This is a genomic window from Bradyrhizobium sediminis (genome assembly GCF_018736105.1).
In the GTDB taxonomy this organism is placed as follows: Bacteria; Pseudomonadota; Alphaproteobacteria; order Rhizobiales; family Xanthobacteraceae; genus Bradyrhizobium.
Window position 1 is genome coordinate 4,716,072 of the sequence record NZ_CP076135.1, and the last position, 17,779, is coordinate 4,733,850.

The window sequence follows — 17,779 nt, forward strand, 5'->3', positions numbered from 1 at the left end:
TATCAAATGCGAGTTGGGCCAGGCATTCGGATCCGGTCCGGACCGAAGGAGTCTCTCGATGCTGATGACCCATATTCTCGCAGAATTGTACGACTGCCCCGACGTCATCCATGACGCGGAAGCGCTCGCCGAGGCCGCCAAAACGGCGGCGCAGTCGGTCGGCGCGACCATCGTCGGCGAGTATGAAGTGCGCTACGTCCCGCACGGCCTCACCATCGCGATCTTTCTCGGCGAGTCGCACATCGTGCTGACGACGTGGCCGGAGTATCGCCTGCTGCTGGTCGATATCCTCCTGTGCAATCCGGAGATGGATCCGCAAGCGGTGGTGGAGCAGATCCAGCGGCAGATCTGCCCGGGTGGCCAGATGGTCGTTCACGAGACGCCGCGCCGGATCGCCGCCCGTCCCTGAGGCGGTGACCGCCGCGGCCCTCCTTGAGATGCATCAATATCCTTCCCTCGAAAGAGGATGATCGTTGATAATACGAGGAACGTCCGACAATGCCTGCGCCCGTGGTCACCAGCAATGCGAGGTGGGAACACTTTCCACATGATGCTGACGTCGGCGTAAGGGGATTTGGCGCAACGCCGGCAGAGGCGTTCGAACAGGCGGCGCAGGCGCTGACGGCGGTCGTCACGCATGCCGAAGTGAGGCCGGCGGTTCGGGTCGAGGTGAGTTGTGAAGGCCCGGACCTCGCGATTCTCTTCGTCGAGTGGCTCAATGCCATCATTTACGAGATGGCTGTGCGCGGCATGTTGTTTGGCCGTTTCGCCGTACGGATCGAGGGCGTGCGGCTCCATGGCGTCTTGTGGGGCGAGCCGGTCGATATCGAGCGGCATGCACCCGCTTGCGAGCCCAAAGGCGCTACCTACACCGCGCTCAGGGTCGCCGCCGACGACAACGGAATCTGGACGGCGGCCTGTATCGTGGACGTGTAAGGGAGACCGGTCATGGATCCTGCCCGCTTCACCCGCGTCGATGCCACCACCTGGCGTATCGAGCCTTTTGGCGCCATGCGCGTTCCCGCCATCATCTACGCCGATGAAGACCTCATTCGCGCCATGGACGACAAGGTCTTTGAACAGGTGACCAACGTCGCGATGCTGCCCGGAATCGTCCGGGCCTCCTATGCCATGCCCGACGCCCACTGGGGTTACGGATTTCCGATCGGCGGCGTTGCGGCCTTCGATCCGGACAGGTCGGGCATCGTCTCGGCCGGCGGCGTCGGCTTCGATGTCTCCTGTGGCGTCCGCACCATGCTGACGGGGCTTGACGTCGCCGACATCCTGCCGGTGCAGAAATCGCTCGCCGACTCGCTGTATCGCCAGATCCCCGCCGGCGTCGGAAGCACAGGCGCGATCGTTCTCGATCCCGTCGAGATGGATGCCATGCTCACGGGCGGCGCCTGCTGGGCGACCGAGCACGGCTGGGGCGATGCGCGGGACCTCGAACGCATCGAGGAACAGGGCTGGATGGCCGGCGCCAGGCCCGAATGCGTGTCCGACCGCGCCAAGGAACGGCAGCGGCTAGAGATGGGAACGCTCGGCTCCGGAAATCACTATCTCGAGGTCCAGGCGGTCGCCGAAATCTTCGATACCGGGGTCGCCGAGGCCTTCGGCCTGCGGCAGGACAATGTCGTCGTCACCATCCATTGCGGCTCACGCGGACTTGGCCACCAGATCGGAACCGAATTCCTCAAGGAAATGGTGGTGGCGGCGGAGGCATCGGGCATCGCGCTGCCCGATCGCGAGCTGGCCTGCGCACCCATCCATTCGGAGATCGGCCAGCGCTACCTCGGCGCGATGCGGGCGGCGATCAACTGCGCGCTCGCGAACCGTGAAATCCTCGGTCATTACGCACGCCGGATTTTCGGCCACTTCTTCCCGGATCACGACCTCCGCCTGCTGTTCGATGTGTCGCACAACACCTGCAAGGTCGAGCCGCACGTCGTCGACGGAAAACGCCGAAACCTGTTCGTCCATCGCAAGGGCGCGACCCGCGCCTTCGGGCCCGGCCATGAAAGTCTGCCCCAAGCGTTACGCGCAGTCGGACAACCTGTGCTGATCGGCGGCAGCATGGGGACCGGCTCGCATATCCTGGTCGGCGCAACGACCGGTGAAGAGAAGGCGTTCTCGTCGGCCTGCCACGGCGCCGGCCGCGCTCTTTCCCGCCACGCCGCCCTCAAACAATGGAGCGGCCGCAAGGTCATCGACGATCTTGCAGCGCGAGGCATCCTGATCAGGAGTCCGTCGTCCCGCGGCGTAGCCGAGGAGGCGCCCGGCGCCTACAAGGACGTGGACGCGGTCGTGATGGCCGCCGAGCATGCGGGCCTGGCGCGGCGGGTGGCGCGGCTCCGGCCGCTGATCTGCATCAAGGGTTGATCAGGATTGGAAGGCGACCATGTTCATCGGCGTTCCCAAGGAAATCAAGGCCGACGAATACCGTGTCGGCCTCACTCCCAGGACAGTGGGTGAACTGACCGCGCGCGGACATCAGGTCGCGGTCGAGACCATGGCCGGGGCCGGCGCCGGCATTGCCGACCAGGAATACATTGCCGCCGGCGCCGAGATCGTCGCAAGCGCGGATCGGATATTTCGGCGCGCCGAACTGATCGTGAAGGTCAAGGAGCCGCTGGCCTCCGAACGCAGCCAACTACGCCGCGGCCAGATCATCTTCACCTATCTGCATCTGGCGCCCGACCCCGAGCAGACCCGTGAGCTGATGGCATCGGGTGTAACGGCGATCGCCTACGAAACCGTCACCGACGCAGCCGGCAAGCTTCCCTTGCTCGCGCCGATGTCGAGCGTTGCCGGCCGGATGGCGCCGCAGGTTGCCGCCCATTTCCTGCAGCGTCCCGAAGGGGGCCGCGGCATCCTGCTCGGCGGGATCGAGGGCGTGCCATCCGCGAAGGTCCTCGTGCTCGGCGGCGGAGTCGTCGGCTCCGGCGCCGCAGAGATGGCGATCGGCATGGGCGCCGATGTTACCATTGCAACACGCAGCTCCGATACTTTGCGTCACCTCTCACAGCGGTTCGGCGAACGCGCCACTACCGCTGCGGCCGATACCGGAGCGATCGAAGCCCTCTGTGCCTCTGCGGACGTGGTGGTCGGGGCCGCTCTGGTCGCGGGGGGCGCGGCGCCCAAACTCGTTTCGGCGCGTACTGTCGCATCCATGAAACAGGGCTCCGTCATCGTCGATGTTTCGATCGATCAAGGCGGCTGCGCGGAAACTTCTCGCCCGACGACACACTCACGGCCAACCTTCGTGATCGATGGTGTCGTGCACTATTGCGTCGCGAATATGCCTGGCGCAGTGCCGAGAACCTCGGCCTTTGCCCTCGACAACGCCACGCGCCGGTTCGTCCTGGCGCTCGCCGACAAGGGATTCCCGCAGGCGCTGATCGACGATCCGCATCTGCAAAACGGGCTCAATGTACACGACGGCAAGATCACTTGCCGCGCCGTGGCCGATGCCCTGCGGCTGCCCTATATCGCCGCGAGCGAAGTCCTGGGGTGAAGGACAGCGCGCCGATGCGTTACCGGCTTGATGCACGTCAAGGCCTGCGCGGCCATTTCACCTGAAATGCGCCTCTTGATCAGGAGCATGACCACGTGGAAGCCGCCGTTGTAACTGGAGAAACAGCCGTTCGGCCGCTGGCGGCCGAACAACTCTATCGTCCGACCGATCTGTCCGGCCTCGTGTTCTCGACCACGGCGGAGCTGCAGCCGATCGACGGGCTTGTCGGTCAGGCCCGTGCGGTCGAAGCGATCCGGTTCGGAACGCAAGTCGGCAAGGCCGGCTTCAACCTCTTTGTGATCGGTCCCAACGGCGCCCGCATGCAGGATGCCGTCAAGGCCATGCTCACCGCAGAGGCGGCAGCAAAGCCTGCTCCTTCCGACTGGGTCTATGTGCACAATTTCGCCGATCCCGGTAAGCCGATCGCAATCGAACTTCCGGCAGGCCGTGCCCGCGAATTTCACAACGCGATGCACAAGCTGATCGACGACCTCAAATCCGCGCTGCCTGCGGTATTCCAGAGCGAAGATTATCAGACACGTCAAGCCGCCATCGACGAGTCGTTCCAGAAGCGGCAAGGCGAGGCCTTTTCTGCACTGCGCGACAAGGCCGCCGCCAAGGATATTGCCGTGTTGAGGACACCACTCGGCTTTGCGCTGGCCCCCGTCAAGGATGGCAAGGTCGTTCCACCCGATGAATTTTCCGCCTGGCCTGAAGCCAGGCGCCGCGAGGTGCAGGCCGTCATCGAAACACTGGAGAAGGACCTCGAGCATATCATTCGCCAGGTCCCCCAATGGGAGACGCAGCGGCGCGACGAAACCCGTCAACTCAACCGCGATACGGCGAAATATGCGGTCGACCAGTTGATCGAGGATGCGAAAGCTGCCTTCAACGACATTCCGCGGGTGGTGCAGTTCATCGAAACGGTTCGGACCGACCTGGTCGAGAACGTCGGCATGTTCGTGGTCAAGAGCGAGGACGAGGAGAGCGGAGCGGGCGTATTCAGGACCGGAAGTCCGTTCGACCGCTACGAAGTCAACGTCCTCGTCACCCAGTATGGCGACAGGCCGGTACCAATCATCGAGGAACTGCATCCTGCGCTGGGCAACCTGATCGGCCGCATCGAGTATATCCCCCTGCAGGGCGCCCTGTTGACGAACTTTCGCCTCATCAAGGCCGGCGCAGTCCATCGCGCCAATGGCGGCTACCTGCTGCTCGATGCCCGCAGCGTGCTGCTGGAGCCGTTCAGTTGGGCCGCACTGAAACGGACGTTGCGGCGCGGCGAGGTTGCGATCGAGGATATTGGCCGGTTTCTCGGACTGACCAGCACGGTATCTCTCGAGCCCGACCCGATTCCACTCAAGCTGAAGGTCATCCTGTTCGGCGACCGCCTGCTGTATTTCCTGCTCGCCGCCCTCGATCCCGAACTGGCGGAGCACTTCAAGGTTCTCGCCGATTTCGAGAACGATCTCCCCCGAACCGCCGAGAACGAGATCATCCTGGCGCGGCTGGTGGCAACCATCGCGCAGCGCGAGGGTTTGAACGCCCTGGATCGCGACGCAGTGGCTTTCGTGCTCGAACATGCAGCGCGCTCGGCCGAACATTCCGGCAAGCTTTCGCTGGTCGCGGAACAACTCCGGGAAATCCTGATCGAGGCGGATTTTTGCGCGCGTGAAGCAAAGCGCAGCGTGATCTCTCGTGCCGATGTGAACAGCGCCTTGGTGGCCCGCATCCGGCGCGCCGCCCGGCTGCGCGACCGGACGCAAGAAGCGATCCTCGAAAAGGTGGCGCTGATCGACACGGTTGGAGCGCATGTCGGCCAGATCAATGGCCTGAGCGTCACCGAGCTCGGCGGATTTACCTTTGGGCGCCCCACCCGCATCACCTGCCAGGCGAGACCCGGCAGCGGAAAGGTCGTCGATATCGAGCGCGAAGTCGAACTCGGAGGCCCGCTCCACTCGAAAGGCGTTCTGATTCTTTCCGGCTTTGTCGCAGGGCGATACGCGACTGACACCCCGATGTCGCTTTTCGCCAGTCTGGTGTTCGAGCAATCCTATGGCGGCGTCGAGGGAGACAGTGCGTCATCGGCCGAACTCTATGCCATTCTGTCGGCGCTTGCCGACGTTCCGCTGCGGCAGGACCTCGCGGTGACCGGATCGGTGAACCAGCATGGCGAAATCCAGGCCATCGGCGGCGTCAACGAGAAGATCGAAGGCTTCTTCGACATCTGCGAAAAGCGTGGCCTGACCGGAACGCAAGGTGTCCTGATTCCGCAGGCCAATGTCCAGCATCTGATGCTGCGAAAGGATGTGACCGACGCCTGTGCAGGCGGCCGCTTCGCCGTCTACCCGGTCGCCACCATCAATGAAGGGATTGCGCTCCTGACCGGGATTTCCGCCGGGGTGCGCGGCCCCGACGGGGCCTATCCGCCCGGCAGCGTCAATCGGCGCGTTGAAGACCGGCTCCGGGCCTTCGCCAGCATCCGGAGAAACTTCATCAGCCAGAGCAACGGCGGCGGAGCACCCGCCAATTAGCCATGCCAAAGCAACCCCACAGCTTCAAGCGGCTCGTGCTCGGACTTCAGCCCGGCGCGCACGACCGCGCGATGCAGCTGGCGGTCGAATTGGCCGACCTGCTCCATCTCGATCTGCTTGGACTGTTCCTCGAAGACAGCAACCTGCGTGATCTCGCCGGCATTCCTTTTTCGCGGGAGTTCAGGACGCTCGGAGGCGGCTGGCACGCGATCGATCTTTCGCGGTTGGCTCACGACTTCGAGCTTGCCGCACGCAGCATCGAGCGCAAGTTGATGGGCGCGGCAAAACGCCTCTCCACCGGATGCCAGTTCGAGATCGCGCGGGGACCGATGGCCAAGACCTTTGCCGCCGTGTCGAGAAGCGACGACATCGTCATGATCGTCGAACCCCGAAGTCCGGCCGAACGGGCTACCCAGCAATTCGCGTGGCTGCTGGAGGGCGCCTTCCGATCGGCCGCCGCGGTCATGCTGGTCCCGCCACATATCGCACGAACCAGGGGCCCCGTTGTCGCGATTGCGAGTTCATCCGACGATCCGAGCATTCTCGCGGCTGCCGCGATCGCATTCGCGGCGAAGGAAGAATTGGTTATCATCGAAAACGACGGCCTCGATGCGGATGACTCGCGCATCCCTCAGCTTGCCGCCGAAACCGGCCTTGTTATCAAGCGTCTGGCGGCGGGCAACGTCAGACTGGCCGACCCAACGGCCTGCGCCCAAGCCTTCCGCCAGATCACGGAGCGGCTGATTGTCATGACCCGCGGCGCTCTCGCGGATGAAGCGGCCTCGGCGATTGCTGCGGCGCGGCGAGTTCCCGTGCTGATCGTCGAACCCAAGGGCGGATGGAACTAGCCTGCCCGATTTCGGCCCGGACCCGCCGCCATATGGACACCATCCCGGCGAACTGCGGTCAAACGTCCGGACGACCGTAGGCCTCGCAAAAAGCCTACGGGGAAATCATATGGCCTTTGAAATCGTCGCGGAACGGGACAGCGAAACGGTAAGAATGAAGCGCAACAGCTCACTGATAGCGATTGCGAAGGCGCGTGTGTGGGCCAGCGAGGGATGGAGTGTCACCATCGTCGTCATGGATGAAGACGCAGCGGTGTCGGTTGAGGAATGCGGCCAGTCTTTGGTTCTGGCTTCAGCACCATCCCGGCGGGCCGTTGGCAACCTGGCTCTTTGAGTTTTCCAGGAAGCGACGGCGCCGCTAAAGTCGTCCCGCCCGCTTTGAAAAGTCCGGATCCGCGCCGAGCTGCAGCGACGCAAGCATCTTATAGCCGCTTTCGCCCGGAGCGGGCGATTGCATCAGTTCGACCGAACCGACTCGTTGCGTAAGCGCAAGAGCCCGATCGACAGGGCATTTCCGCGCGATGGAAACTCCATTGCCGCGAAGCCGGGCCAGCGTGACATGCGGCCGAAATGGTCGCTCGTCGGATTGCCCGAATGTGAGGAGAAGCGCGGCGCGCAGCCGCGCCAGTTCCGGTCCCGCATCGCATTCCGCCCACAGAAACCGCGGGCGTCCCGGCTCCGGACCGTAGCCGACATGGCGAAATTTCAGGACGAACTCGCCAAACCTGTCGGCCACACCGTGAAGTTTCACGACCGCATCCGGCATCGAAACCTCGTTCCATGGCGGCACCAGCGTGAGGTGAATATCGGCAGGAGCGATCAGGCGCACTGGAAATCGTTCCAGTTCGAGCGCCATCTGCGCCAGTTGGCCGGCGATCTCGGGCGCCATCTTGAGTGCGATGAAAATCCGTACCCGCGGTGGACCACCCGAACTCGCAGTTGAGCTGTCGGATTGGTCTGCCATCGGAACCTCCCGTGCAGTGAGGATCAATTGTCGGTCCCGGCGCTGATGAAACCAGTGCGCTAAAGTCATCAGACGCCGCCGGAACCAGCGCACGATTGATCTTGATCAAGATGGCAGGCGGGCGATCTGATCAGATTACAAAGTTTGCGGGCCAAGGAGGCATCGATGGCAACAGCCGATAGCACCACCGCATTTGCCACCCTCGACGACGTCAAGGGCGTCTTGGGCAACCTCGATCAGGCCCAGATTCTGGCGATCATGTCGCTGCGGCCGACCATTGCGGACATCGAACAGGCATCGGTGTGGCTTGGCGGCGATCCCGACGTGTTTGGCGCCGGCGAAGCCATGCAAGGCGTGGCGTCGGAGATCATCGCAATCCTCACCGAGAACGAAGAAGAAGAACCGCCGGGCGCGGGATGAGGGCGTCATGAGCACATCGGGCGTTGCCGCACTGGATCACACCGTTCAGGAAACCAATGCCTGGCTCAGGGCGGTCGCCGAGCAGTTGCACTTTGAGGATCGCCAGCACGCTTACCTGGCGCTACGGGCCGTGTTGCATGCACTGCGCGACCGGTTGCCGCCCGAAGTCGCCGTGAATCTCGGCGCTCAGCTTCCGATACTGGTGCGCGGCGTTTATTATGAAGGCTGGCATATGGCCGGAAAGCCGACGAAAGATCGCAGCGTCCAGGAGTTTGCCGACCATGTCTTGCAGGGCTTGCCGCCGCGATTTCCGATGGATCCGTTGACCGTGACCCGCGGCGTGTTCGAGATTCTGTGGGAAAGGCTCGATGCGGGCGAGTTTGCCAAGCTCATGGACCACTTACCGACGCCTCTCAGAACCATGCGGCGCTAGGTGCGCAACGAAGCTCAATTGGCCAGCCCGATGGTCGCGTCGTCCAGATGGTCAAATGTGGTGGCGGGTCCTGCCCGGGCACCGCCATGCCTTCTGGCGTCCCTGAGAGGCCTATTTGGCCTCGGCTGAAAATCCGGGCCGGTCTGGGAAGGTAGATGGTGGGCGCGACAGGGATCGAACCTGTGACCCCCTCGATGTCAACGAGGTGCTCTCCCGCTGAGCTACGCGCCCCTCTTCAAGAGGTGGTCTTTACGGGTGGGGTCCGTATATCGGCTCCAAAGCGGGCAGGCAAGCAGGCTTCCGCCGGATAAAGCGGTCGAATCAGGCCGCCAGCATCTTGTTCACTTCGCTGACCAATTCGCGCAGGTGGACCGGCTTCGACAGCACCTTTGCATTCTTCGGCGCTTCCGAATCCGAATTGAGCGCCACGGCGGCAAAGCCGGTGATGAACATGATCTTGATGTCGGGATCGAGTTCCGAGGCCCGGCGCGCCAGCTCGATACCGTCCATCTCGGGCATCACGATGTCGGTGAGCAGCATCTCGAACGGCTCCTCGCGCAGCCGTTGATAGGCGGACATGCCGTTGTCGTGCGGCGAAACCTGAAAACCGGCGTTTTCCAGCGCCTTGACCAGAAAGCGGCGCATGTCGTTGTCGTCTTCGGCGAGGAGGATCTTGTGCATGGCGGGGTCGTCGAATCCGAATTGGAGGACAGTCCGTCCACTAAGCCCGACAGACGGTAAATTTCGGGTGAAGGGGGCGGCGCGCGGCGGCTGGCTGGCTGCGCCATTTCTGTACCGGAATGCGTCGCAACGCAATGAAGCCGGGCATTTTTCGGCCGTTAAGATACGTTCCAGACGGTTTCAAACTTTTTTCGCTTGGCAGAATGGTCGTGATTACCGACAATGCATGTCCATAAAACCTCCGTTTTTCTGGCGGAATCGACGCCTCCAGAGCCGCGGAACGCAGGGACGGCGCCCGACGATGCCCCAGCTTGATGGCGAACTGTCGCCACCGTTCGAGATCGTGGAGCCGGCCGAGTGGCGGGCGCCGATCATCTTCAACTCCCCGCATTCCGGCTCGGTCTATCCGCACGACTTCCTCAACGCCTCGCGGATCGATCTCACCGCGCTGCGCCGCTCCGAAGATTCCTTCATGGACGAGCTGATCGCCGATCTCAGCGATCGCGGTTTTCCGACCGTTCGGGTCAACTTTCCCCGCTCCTATGTCGACGTCAACCGCGAGCCCTACGAGCTCGATCCCCGGATGTTTGCAGGGCGGCTGCCGAGCTTCGCCAATACACGCTCGATGCGGGTGGCCGGCGGTCTCGGCACCATCCCGCGCGTGGTCGGCGACGGCCAGGAAATCTATCGCGAGCGGCTTTCGGTCGACGACGCGCTGGCGCGGATCGAGGCGCTGTACAAGCCCTATCACCGCGCGCTGCGCCGGCTGATCAACAAGGCGCATCAGGCGTTCGGCACTGTGATCGTGGTGGATTGCCATTCGATGCCCTCGATCGGCATCTCGCGCGACGAGCCGCGGCGGCCGGACGTGGTGATCGGCGACCGCTACGGCACCAGTTGCGCGGCCGCGCTGCCTGACACGGTCGAGGTAACCATGACCGAACTCGGCTATTCGGTCGGGCGCAACAAGCCCTATGCCGGCGGTTTCATCACCGAGCATTACGGCAATCCGGCAAGCGGGCTGCACACCATTCAGCTCGAGCTCAACCGGGCGATCTACATGGACGAACGGCGGCGCGAACGCAGCGCCAGATTCGCCCAGGTGACCGCGGATTTCGCCGCCCTGGCCGACGCGCTGGCCGCGGTGCCGCTCGGCGATCTCGGGCCGTTCCAGGCCGCGGCGGAGTAGGATCTCTCGTCTGTCATTCCGGGGCGGCCCGCAGGGCTGAACCCGGAATCTCATTCCGATAACTTCTGGATTCATTCGGGGATGCGTCTCCGGCGCGCCCGGAATGACCGCCCAAAAGAAAAAAGGGCCGCTTGAATGAACAAGCGGCCCAAGTCTAGGGAGGAAACGCCCAAGGAGGGCAGCGATAGCGCGAGGCGCTACCGCACCGCAACAATATGCGACCGCGCTGCACAAAGCGCAAGGGTTTTTGACTCATTTGCGGTGCAAAATTCACATAGCTGGGCTGCAGATCGGGACGGCCGGATTTGGCCGTTTCCCATGTCATTTCAGAGGCTTCATCCCCTGACGAGCCGCCGCAAACCCCGATCTCCGGGCCGCGGCCATTAACCTCTCAAATTCGTGATCGGCGCCGTCATCAGAAAACACACCGCTTCGCGGCCCTGATTCGGCGCCTGACCGGCCCGGCCCGGGCTACCGGCACCGGCCGTCTGTATAATGTATGCGTCAACGGTGCGCGGCCTGCCGGATTGGGCTAGGCAAGATCGGGAGATTCTCCGCCGCCCGCCCCCGCTTTCAAGGAACCGCCGTGACGGTCATCGATTTCACCGCCTTCATTGGCCGCCTCGCGACCACGTCGGGCGAAACCATCCTGCCGTTCTTCCGCACCTCGCTGTCGGTCGACGACAAGAGCAATACCCACGATTTCGATCCGGTGACCGAGGCCGACCGCGCCGCGGAAGCGGTGATGCGGCGGCTGATCAAGGCCAATTTTCCCCAGCACGGCATCGTCGGCGAGGAATTCGGCAACGAGCGCGAAGACGCCGATTATGTCTGGATGCTGGATCCGATCGACGGCACCAAATCCTTCATTGCGGGATTTCCGATCTGGGGCACGCTGATCGCGCTCTTGCACAAGGGCACGCCGGTGTTCGGGATGATGCACCAGCCCTTCATCGGCGAACGCTTTTCCGGCGACAGTGGCTCGGCCCAGTACCAGGGGCCGTCGGGGACGCGGAAACTGGCGGTGCGGCGCTGCGCCTCGCTCGCCGAGGCAACCTCGTTCACCACCAGCCCGCTGCTGATGAACGCCGCCGACCGCGCCACCTTCGGCCGGGTCGAGCAGGCGGTGCGGCTGTCGCGCTATGGCGGCGACTGCTATTCCTACTGCATGCTCGCCGCCGGCCATCTCGACCTCGTCGTCGAGACCGAGCTGAAGCCCTACGACATCGCGGCCCTGATCCCGATCATCACCGGTGCCGGCGGCGTCGTCACTACCTGGGACGGCAAGCCCGCCCAGAACGGCGGCCGCATCATCGCCGCCGGCGACCCGCGAGTGCATGAAGCGGCGATGAAGCTGCTGAACAGCTAGGATTCCTCTTCATTGCGAGGACTTGGCAATCTTCGCTACTGCGCCGCCTTGCGCAGATACTCCACCAGCTGCTTGGCCGGGCGCGGCAGCGTCTTGAAACTGCGGGCGCAGATCGCGAGCTTGCGGTTGGCCCAGGGGTCGCGGATCCGGATCAGGCCGATCGGCATGGTCTGCGCGCATCGCCGTGCCGCGGATTCCGGCACCACGGCGATGCCAACCTCCGCCGCCACCATCTGGCAGATCGCGTCGAAATCGCGCAGCCGCGCCCGAAAGCGCAGGCGCAGGCCGAGCCGCGCGGCGTGTCTTGAAATATGGACCTGCAGCGCAGTCGAATTGGTCAGCCCGACGAAGTCACGCCCGGCAACTTCGCTGAAATCGATGCCGCGGCGGCCGGCCAACTCGCTGCGTCGCGCCACGACCAGCATCAACCTGTCCTCGCAGAAGGCGAAGCGTTCGATGTGGTCCGGCAGCGCATGCTCGGCGGCGAAGCCGAGATCGGCGGCACCGCCGGCGACCGCCGCGGCGATGTCGGCACTTTCGCGCTCCTCGATGTCGACATTGATATCGGGATGATCGCGCAGGAACGCGGCCAGCGCCTTCGGCAGGTGCTCCGACAGCACCGAGGTGTTGGCGAGCAGATGCACGCTCGCCCGCACACCGCTGGCGTAGGCTGCGAGATCGCCGCGCATGGCCTCGACATCGTGCAGGATCAGCCTGCCATGATCGAGCAGGCTCTCGCCCGCCGGGGTCAGCTCGACGCCGCGGCGGCCGCGCCGCAACAGCGTGACGCCGAGCGCCTGCTCCAGCCCCTTGATCCGCGCGCTGGCGGAGGCCAGCGCCAGATGGGCGCGCGTCGCGCCGCCGGTAATGCTGCGCTCCTCGGCCACGGCGACGAACAGCTTTAGGTCGACCAGATCGAAACGCATGGCGGTTTCCCGTGACCCTCATGGTGAGGAGGCGCGCTTGCGCCGTCTCCGGACGATGCTTTGCATCGCCGGGAGAACCATGAGGCCAATGTTTCCCATCCTTCGAGACGCGGCCAAGTGGCCGCTCCTCAGGATGAGGTCAGTGCTCATGGCTATCCCAGCCTTCGCTCCAGCCGAAGGCTGGCTCCGCAAGCTGCAGATTGTGCCTTCAGCTTCGATCGGTCAATGTTGTCAGATGTTCGAACCTCTGCTGCTTCTGATCGCCGCCGCCTTCCTGCTCGCCGGATTCGTCAAGGGTGTGATCGGGCTCGGCCTGCCGACGGTGTCGATGGGGCTGCTGGCGGTGACGATGCAGCCCTCGCATGCGCTCGCCATCGTCATCGTGCCGGCCATCATCACCAACATCTGGCAGACCTTCCTCGGCCCCTATCTGCGCGACATCATCCGGCGGCTGTGGCCGCTGATGGTCGGCACCGTGATCGGCATCTGGCTGAACTCGGACATGCTGACCGGCCCCTATGCGCGCTACGGCACCATCGTGCTCGGCGTGCTGCTGGTGGTCTACGCCATCATCGGGCTCAATAAGTTCTCGTTCCAGGTCGCGCGCCGGAACGAAGGATGGATCGGCGGCATCGTCGGCGTCGTCACCGGGATCATTTCCGCCGCCACCGGCGTGCAGGTGATCCCGTCGATGCCGTTCATGCAGGCGATCGGCATGGAGAAGGACGAACTGGTGCAGGCGCTCGGGGTGTTCTTCACGGTTGCGACCGTGGCGCTCGCCTTCAACCTGACCACCGCCGGGCTGCTGACAGCGGCGACCGCGCTGCCGGGCGCAGTGGCGATGGCGTCCGCCTTTGCCGGCATGTTCATCGGCCAGGCGGTGCGCTCGCGGATGCAGCCGGAAGCCTTCCGCCGCTGGTTCCTGATCGCGATGATCCTGCTCGGGCTCTATCTGGTGGGCAGCACGCTCTACAATATCTACCGCGCCTGAAGCATCGCGATGCGGACGCCGAGATAGACGAACAGTCCGCCCAGCGCGCGGTCGATCCAGAGCATCGCCCGGCCGGACTGCCTGACGCGGCCGGCGGCTTTCGCGGCGAACGCAGCCACGCCGAGGCACCACAGCGTGCCGTTGAAGATGAAGATCAGGCCGAGAGCCAGGAAAGCGAAGGCCTTGTGCGGCGCCTCCGCCGCCACGAATTGCGGCAGGAAGGCGAGAAAGAACAGCGCCACTTTCGGATTGAGCGCATTGGTCAGCGCGCCCTGCCAGAACACCTGGCGCAGCGGGATGATGGCGCCTGCGGGCGCCGCCTCCGCGGCTGGCGCGCCGGAGCGCGACAGCAGCATCCTGACGCCGATGAAGCAGAGATAGGCGGCGCCGGCCCATTTCACCAAGGTGAACGCGGCCGATGACGCCGCCAGCAGCGCCGACAGGCCGAGCGCCGCGGCAAACACATGCACGAGGCAGCCGGTGCCGATACCAAGCGCCGCCGCCGCCCCGCCGCGCCATCCCATCTGCACGCTGCGGCCGACGATATAGGCGGTGTCCGGTCCCGGCGTGATGTTGAGCAAGAGGCCGGAGAGGATGAAGAGCCAGAGTTCCTGGATGCCGAGCATTGGTTTCAAATTCTCGTTCGCAAGCCCGGCAAAGCGGTCACGGCCAAAGGCGACGGCGCATCAGCGCCGCAGGCGTGCGATGGCGCCGGCAACGATCTGCATCGCTACCCCGATGACCCATCCGGCCATGATCATGATGGTCCAGAACATCCGCGGATTCTCGCGAAGCACGATCACACCGACCGAGACGAAGGCCGTCAGCGCCGCAAGGAAGGTGCCGACAGCGCTGAGGAATTCCGCGGTATCGATCTTGCCGCCGGAGCCGTCTGCAGGCTCCTGATGCGGTTCATGAAACGGCAATGGCGGCGTGTCGATCCCGAGATAGAACCCGATCGCGCCGGCAACCATCATGACGACCAGAAAGCCTTGGGTCGTGAGCGCGGCGACGCTGGAGCCGACATGGGCGGCGACAAACAGGCCGGCGGCAGCACCCGCCATCGCAAGCCCGGTGCGTTCCAGCACATGGGCATATTTTCGTACGCGGAATCGCATCGCCGAATCCCCCAGAGCGCCGAGACATCAGGCTAGGACATTTCCCGGCCCTGTAAAGACCATTACGACGCGCGCGAGGCCAACTCTTGTTGATGCAGATCAACTTCCGGCGCTACTTTGATGAGGACCGGCCTCGGCCCGCATCAAAATCTGCGTCGCTACCGGACGGCAAGGAATTTGGCCGCCTTGGACAATGAAGGACAAAGCCCGCCGGCGCGGGTAGCCGGCGGGCGATGTCGGCGGTTCGATCTCAGAACGCAATCAGCACTTGCGTGCGCCGCTGTTGCAATCCCGCTTCATGCGGTCGCCGTGCGGGTCGGCGGAGGCAGGGGCCATCGCGGCGAACGCACCGGCGACCGAGGCAAGCAAGACCGTCAACAGGATGAAGCGCTTCATTTGTCTTTCCCTTGATTGCATCCCCGGCCGCGGAGCGCGCGCGGGATGCTGGCGTTGGACAGCGTCCGGCCGATCCGGAAGCTGGTGACACGAAATGTCATGGCGAGCATGAGCGCGGCGGAATCCGGCGTCATCCTCCAAATAGATGAAGCCGCAGCAAAGCCGGAACGAAGGCCGGGAAATTTACGGCGTCGCCGGACTCTCCGGCGCGCTGCGATCCAGCGTGACGTTCGCCAACAACGCCACCAGTTCGGCCTGGCGGGTGCAGCCGGTCTTCTGCAGCACCACGCGCAATTGCGAGCGGACGGTCGAGATGGCGACGCCGCCGGCGGACGCAATCTCCTCCAGCGTCTCGCCGAAGGCGAGGCCGCGGGCCACCCGCGCCTCGGACGGCGTCAGGTCGAACAGCGACCGCATCAGTTCGATGCGCGGCGCCAGCGGCATCGTCACCGGGGTCGCTACCAGCAGGACGTAACTGCCGGCGAAGATGTCGTGGGCGGAGCGCCGGATCGGAATCATGTGCACGACCAGCGCCGCGCGATCGTCGGCATCGCGCAACGGAAACGAGCGCACGGCCTGCTCCGGATCGCCGTCGAGCGCGGCAAGGCCGGCCCATAGCAGTTCGCTGGCGCGGCCGTCGGCCAGCGCGATGCGGTTGCGGGCGCGCCATTGCACATGGTCGCCGAGCCCCTCGATCAGGTGATTGGCCTCGATCACCGTGCCGCTCTCGTTGAGCAGCAGCGCCGGCAGCCCCATCGCCGTCAGCGCCTCCTTGGCGCCGGTGGCGCGCTGCAGCCCCAGCCGGGCCGTCACCAGCGCGCTGCGCGCCAGATGCGGGCGAAGCTCGTTCAAGGCATCGACCCGCTCCTTTTCGATCGGACCACGGCTGTATTCGCGCTCGATGCTGAAGACGACGCGATCCCCGGTCGGCATCTGCAGGCCAGTGCCGGCCGACCAGCCCAGCCCGCGCGGACGGAAGAAGTCGCGATAGATCGGATTGCTGTCGAGCTGATCGGCGGTCCAAAAATCATGCTCGACGAAGAAGCCGGGCTGCGACTGGCCGAACAGGCAAACACGGCGGGTACAGCGCGGAAACCAGCCGTCCTCGACATAGGTGCGAAAGATCTCGCTGAGATTGGCCGACGCGGTCCAGTTCAAAACCCGGTCGCGGGCCGAAAACAACAGGCCGCCGCGCGAATCCGAAAGCGCGGCCAGCTCATCCAGCACGCCGGGCCACAGGTCCGGCAGAACCGAGCATTCGTAAATCCGGTCGATTAGATCGGGCTTCACGGCAACGATACCTTCATCACTTGAACAGCGGCGTGCCCGGGACGAAGGCGTCGAATGCGGCCCAGAACTGCGCGCGGTAGCGGTCCTGCTCCTGCAGGATCTCGTGCCTGGAGCCGGCGATCACGAGATGCGAGCCGGCGCGCAGGTGATAGGCGAACTCCTCGATCGCCGCGGTCGAGACGACGCTGTCGTTGGAGGCGGCGAGCATCAGGATCGGCTGGCGGATCTGCAGCGGATAGTCGGCGGCGCGGAAGCCGCGCATGGTCCTTATCGCGGTATCGGCCCAGGCCACCGTCGGCGAGGCCAGCCCGAGCGTCGGGTCCTCCTCCAGGATCGCGGCGTTGCGAGCATAGCGCACGGGATCGCTGGTGAGGAGATTGTTGACGAAGGATTCGGTGCTGCTCAGCGCGTCGCTGCCGCCGGGAATGTAGCGGCCGCCCTGGCCGGTGAGCCGGAGGCATTTCAAGAGCGCGCGCGCCGGAAACGAGGTGGCGTGGCCGGGCAGGTCGATCATCGGCGCCGACAGCACCATGCGGTCGAACCAGCGCTTGCCGGCATGCGCCACCCGCAGCATGACAGCGCCGCCCATCGAATGCGCCAGCGCGAAATAGGGCGGCGGGCAATCCGGCAGCACCACCTGCTGCACGAAGGTTTCGACGTCGACCTCGAAATCGGCGAAATCGCGCACATAGCCCTTGCGCGGATCGCGCAGGCGCCGCGACGAATGGCCCTGCCCGCGCCAGTCGATCATCGCCACCGCAAAGCCGCGCTCGCGCAGATCGCGCACGGTCTCGAAATATTTCTCGATCATCTCGCTGCGGCCGGTGAAGACGCAGACCGTGCCCTTGCGGCCGGCCGGCGGCGCCCAGCGCGCGAAGCGCAATTCCGCACCATCAGGCGTCTTGATGGTGCCGGAGACGACGTCTTCCGGAACGGGATTGGCAGGGATCGAGACGAGCGTCATGGGAGCGGACCGGATAGGTGAAAAGCGCTGGAAATCAAGGGTGCGGGCAGCAAAACCGGCGCCGTTCCCACCCTCTTGAACGCTGCGGGGCCCCTCCCATATCACCTTCGTGCAGGCCGCTACCAGCGTTTCGGGAAACCGG

The 17,779-nt window shown here is 64.5% G+C and carries 20 protein-coding genes and 1 tRNA gene; 12 read left to right on the plus strand and 9 right to left on the minus strand.

Annotated features, from left to right (window positions below):
• Positions 1-58 precede the first annotated feature (58 nt).
• The 7 genes from speD (at position 59) to KMZ68_RS22535 (ending at position 7,230) form a co-directional block, all read left to right on the plus strand.
• Positions 59-409 carry an S-adenosylmethionine decarboxylase gene (speD, locus tag KMZ68_RS22505; RefSeq protein WP_215613333.1) on the plus strand — a complete coding sequence of 117 codons (351 nt, stop codon included), beginning with the start codon at positions 59-61 and terminating at the stop codon, positions 407-409.
• A gap of 89 nt (positions 410-498) precedes the next feature.
• Positions 499-936, plus strand: coding sequence for an archease (locus KMZ68_RS22510; protein WP_215613334.1), 438 nt, complete (start codon positions 499-501; stop codon positions 934-936).
• Positions 937-948: 12 nt separating this feature from the next.
• Positions 949-2,379 (plus strand): RtcB family protein, encoded by a 1,431-nt coding sequence (locus tag KMZ68_RS22515; RefSeq protein WP_215613335.1) that lies wholly within the window; start codon positions 949-951, stop codon positions 2,377-2,379.
• 19 nt (positions 2,380-2,398) lie between these two features.
• Complete coding sequence (gene ald, locus KMZ68_RS22520; RefSeq protein ID WP_215613336.1) at positions 2,399-3,514, plus strand: alanine dehydrogenase; 1,116 nt, start codon at positions 2,399-2,401, stop codon at positions 3,512-3,514.
• Between the two features lie 95 nt (positions 3,515-3,609).
• Entirely contained in the window at positions 3,610-6,048 is a 2,439-nt protein-coding gene (locus KMZ68_RS22525; protein ID WP_215613337.1) for a Lon protease family protein, read from the plus strand.
• 2 nt (positions 6,049-6,050) lie between these two features.
• Positions 6,051-6,896 carry a hypothetical protein gene (locus KMZ68_RS22530; RefSeq protein ID WP_215613338.1) on the plus strand — a complete coding sequence of 282 codons (846 nt, stop codon included), beginning with the start codon at positions 6,051-6,053 and terminating at the stop codon, positions 6,894-6,896.
• Between the two features lie 109 nt (positions 6,897-7,005).
• Positions 7,006-7,230, plus strand: a complete 225-nt coding sequence (locus KMZ68_RS22535) for a hypothetical protein (RefSeq protein ID WP_215616490.1) — start codon at positions 7,006-7,008, stop codon at positions 7,228-7,230.
• 24 nt (positions 7,231-7,254) lie between these two features.
• On the opposite strand, the gene KMZ68_RS22540 is transcribed toward KMZ68_RS22535, so the two are convergent.
• The gene (locus KMZ68_RS22540) at positions 7,255-7,953 is read right to left on the minus strand and encodes a 2'-5' RNA ligase family protein (protein WP_215613339.1); all 699 of its coding nucleotides are present in this window, start codon (positions 7,951-7,953) and stop codon (positions 7,255-7,257) included.
• Positions 7,954-8,025: 72 nt separating this feature from the next.
• Here KMZ68_RS22540 and KMZ68_RS22545 point away from each other — a divergent pair, with 72 nt between their 5' ends.
• Together KMZ68_RS22545 and KMZ68_RS22550 are read left to right on the plus strand one after the other, a co-directional pair.
• On the plus strand, positions 8,026-8,280 hold the full coding sequence (locus KMZ68_RS22545) for a hypothetical protein (RefSeq protein ID WP_215613340.1): 255 nt from the start codon (positions 8,026-8,028) through the stop codon (positions 8,278-8,280).
• Positions 8,281-8,287: 7 nt separating this feature from the next.
• Positions 8,288-8,713, plus strand: a complete 426-nt coding sequence (locus KMZ68_RS22550; protein ID WP_215613341.1) for a DUF2267 domain-containing protein — start codon at positions 8,288-8,290, stop codon at positions 8,711-8,713.
• Positions 8,714-8,869: 156 nt separating this feature from the next.
• On the opposite strand, the gene KMZ68_RS22555 is transcribed toward KMZ68_RS22550, so the two are convergent.
• Both KMZ68_RS22555 and cpdR read right to left on the minus strand, forming a co-directional pair.
• A tRNA-Val gene (locus KMZ68_RS22555) sits at positions 8,870-8,944 on the minus strand.
• A gap of 90 nt (positions 8,945-9,034) precedes the next feature.
• Positions 9,035-9,394 carry a cell cycle two-component system response regulator CpdR gene (gene cpdR / locus KMZ68_RS22560; protein WP_006610087.1) on the minus strand — a complete coding sequence of 120 codons (360 nt, stop codon included), beginning with the start codon at positions 9,392-9,394 and terminating at the stop codon, positions 9,035-9,037.
• Positions 9,395-9,695: 301 nt separating this feature from the next.
• On the opposite strand from cpdR, the gene KMZ68_RS22565 reads away from it, so the two are divergent.
• Together KMZ68_RS22565 and hisN are read left to right on the plus strand one after the other, a co-directional pair.
• Positions 9,696-10,583, plus strand: a complete 888-nt coding sequence (locus KMZ68_RS22565) for an N-formylglutamate amidohydrolase (RefSeq protein WP_215613342.1) — start codon at positions 9,696-9,698, stop codon at positions 10,581-10,583.
• A gap of 586 nt (positions 10,584-11,169) precedes the next feature.
• A complete protein-coding gene (gene hisN, locus KMZ68_RS22570; protein WP_215613343.1) occupies positions 11,170-11,952 on the plus strand; it encodes a histidinol-phosphatase in 783 nt (260 codons plus the stop codon).
• 35 nt (positions 11,953-11,987) lie between these two features.
• On the opposite strand, the gene KMZ68_RS22575 is transcribed toward hisN, so the two are convergent.
• On the minus strand, positions 11,988-12,878 hold the full coding sequence (locus KMZ68_RS22575) for a LysR substrate-binding domain-containing protein (protein WP_215613344.1): 891 nt from the start codon (positions 12,876-12,878) through the stop codon (positions 11,988-11,990).
• A gap of 235 nt (positions 12,879-13,113) precedes the next feature.
• On the opposite strand from KMZ68_RS22575, the gene KMZ68_RS22580 reads away from it, so the two are divergent.
• On the plus strand, positions 13,114-13,869 hold the full coding sequence (locus KMZ68_RS22580; RefSeq protein ID WP_215613345.1) for a sulfite exporter TauE/SafE family protein: 756 nt from the start codon (positions 13,114-13,116) through the stop codon (positions 13,867-13,869).
• On the opposite strand, the gene KMZ68_RS22585 is transcribed toward KMZ68_RS22580, so the two are convergent.
• The 5 genes from KMZ68_RS22585 to KMZ68_RS22600 form a co-directional block, all read right to left on the minus strand.
• On the minus strand, positions 13,857-14,495 hold the full coding sequence (locus tag KMZ68_RS22585; protein WP_215613346.1) for a LysE family translocator: 639 nt from the start codon (positions 14,493-14,495) through the stop codon (positions 13,857-13,859). The two genes, KMZ68_RS22580 and KMZ68_RS22585, sit on opposite strands and share 13 nt — an antisense overlap.
• A 60-nt stretch (positions 14,496-14,555) precedes the next feature.
• Entirely contained in the window at positions 14,556-14,987 is a 432-nt protein-coding gene (locus KMZ68_RS22590) for a hypothetical protein (protein WP_215613347.1), read from the minus strand.
• 261 nt (positions 14,988-15,248) lie between these two features.
• A complete protein-coding gene (locus KMZ68_RS26175; RefSeq protein WP_256442492.1) occupies positions 15,249-15,383 on the minus strand; it encodes a hypothetical protein in 135 nt (44 codons plus the stop codon).
• A 183-nt stretch (positions 15,384-15,566) separates the two neighbouring features.
• Entirely contained in the window at positions 15,567-16,673 is a 1,107-nt protein-coding gene (locus KMZ68_RS22595; protein ID WP_215613348.1) for a helix-turn-helix transcriptional regulator, read from the minus strand.
• Between the two features lie 16 nt (positions 16,674-16,689).
• Positions 16,690-17,637, minus strand: a complete 948-nt coding sequence (locus KMZ68_RS22600; RefSeq protein WP_215613349.1) for an alpha/beta hydrolase — start codon at positions 17,635-17,637, stop codon at positions 16,690-16,692.
• Positions 17,638-17,779 lie beyond the last annotated feature (142 nt).

What these genes read in the sequence shown, in the direction of transcription:
- KMZ68_RS22510 (WP_215613334.1), top strand. Translation starts at nt 499, where the DNA reads ATGCCTGCGCCCGTGGTCACCAGCAATGCGAGGTGGGAACACTTTCCA.
- KMZ68_RS22515 (WP_215613335.1), top strand. Translation starts at nt 949, where the DNA reads ATGGATCCTGCCCGCTTCACCCGCGTCGATGCCACCACCTGGCGTATC.
- KMZ68_RS22530 (WP_215613338.1), top strand. Translation starts at nt 6,051, where the DNA reads ATGCCAAAGCAACCCCACAGCTTCAAGCGGCTCGTGCTCGGACTTCAG.
- KMZ68_RS22535 (WP_215616490.1), top strand. Translation starts at nt 7,006, where the DNA reads ATGGCCTTTGAAATCGTCGCGGAACGGGACAGCGAAACGGTAAGAATG.
- KMZ68_RS22600 (WP_215613349.1), bottom strand. Translation starts at nt 17,637, where the DNA reads ATGACGCTCGTCTCGATCCCTGCCAATCCCGTTCCGGAAGACGTCGTC.
- KMZ68_RS22590 (WP_215613347.1), bottom strand. Translation starts at nt 14,987, where the DNA reads ATGCGATTCCGCGTACGAAAATATGCCCATGTGCTGGAACGCACCGGG.
- KMZ68_RS22565 (WP_215613342.1), top strand. Translation starts at nt 9,696, where the DNA reads ATGCCCCAGCTTGATGGCGAACTGTCGCCACCGTTCGAGATCGTGGAG.
- KMZ68_RS22545 (WP_215613340.1), top strand. Translation starts at nt 8,026, where the DNA reads ATGGCAACAGCCGATAGCACCACCGCATTTGCCACCCTCGACGACGTC.
- KMZ68_RS22585 (WP_215613346.1), bottom strand. Translation starts at nt 14,495, where the DNA reads ATGCTCGGCATCCAGGAACTCTGGCTCTTCATCCTCTCCGGCCTCTTG.
- KMZ68_RS26175 (WP_256442492.1), bottom strand. Translation starts at nt 15,383, where the DNA reads ATGAAGCGCTTCATCCTGTTGACGGTCTTGCTTGCCTCGGTCGCCGGT.
- cpdR (WP_006610087.1), bottom strand. Translation starts at nt 9,394, where the DNA reads ATGCACAAGATCCTCCTCGCCGAAGACGACAACGACATGCGCCGCTTT.
- KMZ68_RS22580 (WP_215613345.1), top strand. Translation starts at nt 13,114, where the DNA reads ATGTTCGAACCTCTGCTGCTTCTGATCGCCGCCGCCTTCCTGCTCGCC.
- KMZ68_RS22550 (WP_215613341.1), top strand. Translation starts at nt 8,288, where the DNA reads ATGAGCACATCGGGCGTTGCCGCACTGGATCACACCGTTCAGGAAACC.
- speD (WP_215613333.1), top strand. Translation starts at nt 59, where the DNA reads ATGCTGATGACCCATATTCTCGCAGAATTGTACGACTGCCCCGACGTC.
- ald (WP_215613336.1), top strand. Translation starts at nt 2,399, where the DNA reads ATGTTCATCGGCGTTCCCAAGGAAATCAAGGCCGACGAATACCGTGTC.
- KMZ68_RS22575 (WP_215613344.1), bottom strand. Translation starts at nt 12,878, where the DNA reads ATGCGTTTCGATCTGGTCGACCTAAAGCTGTTCGTCGCCGTGGCCGAG.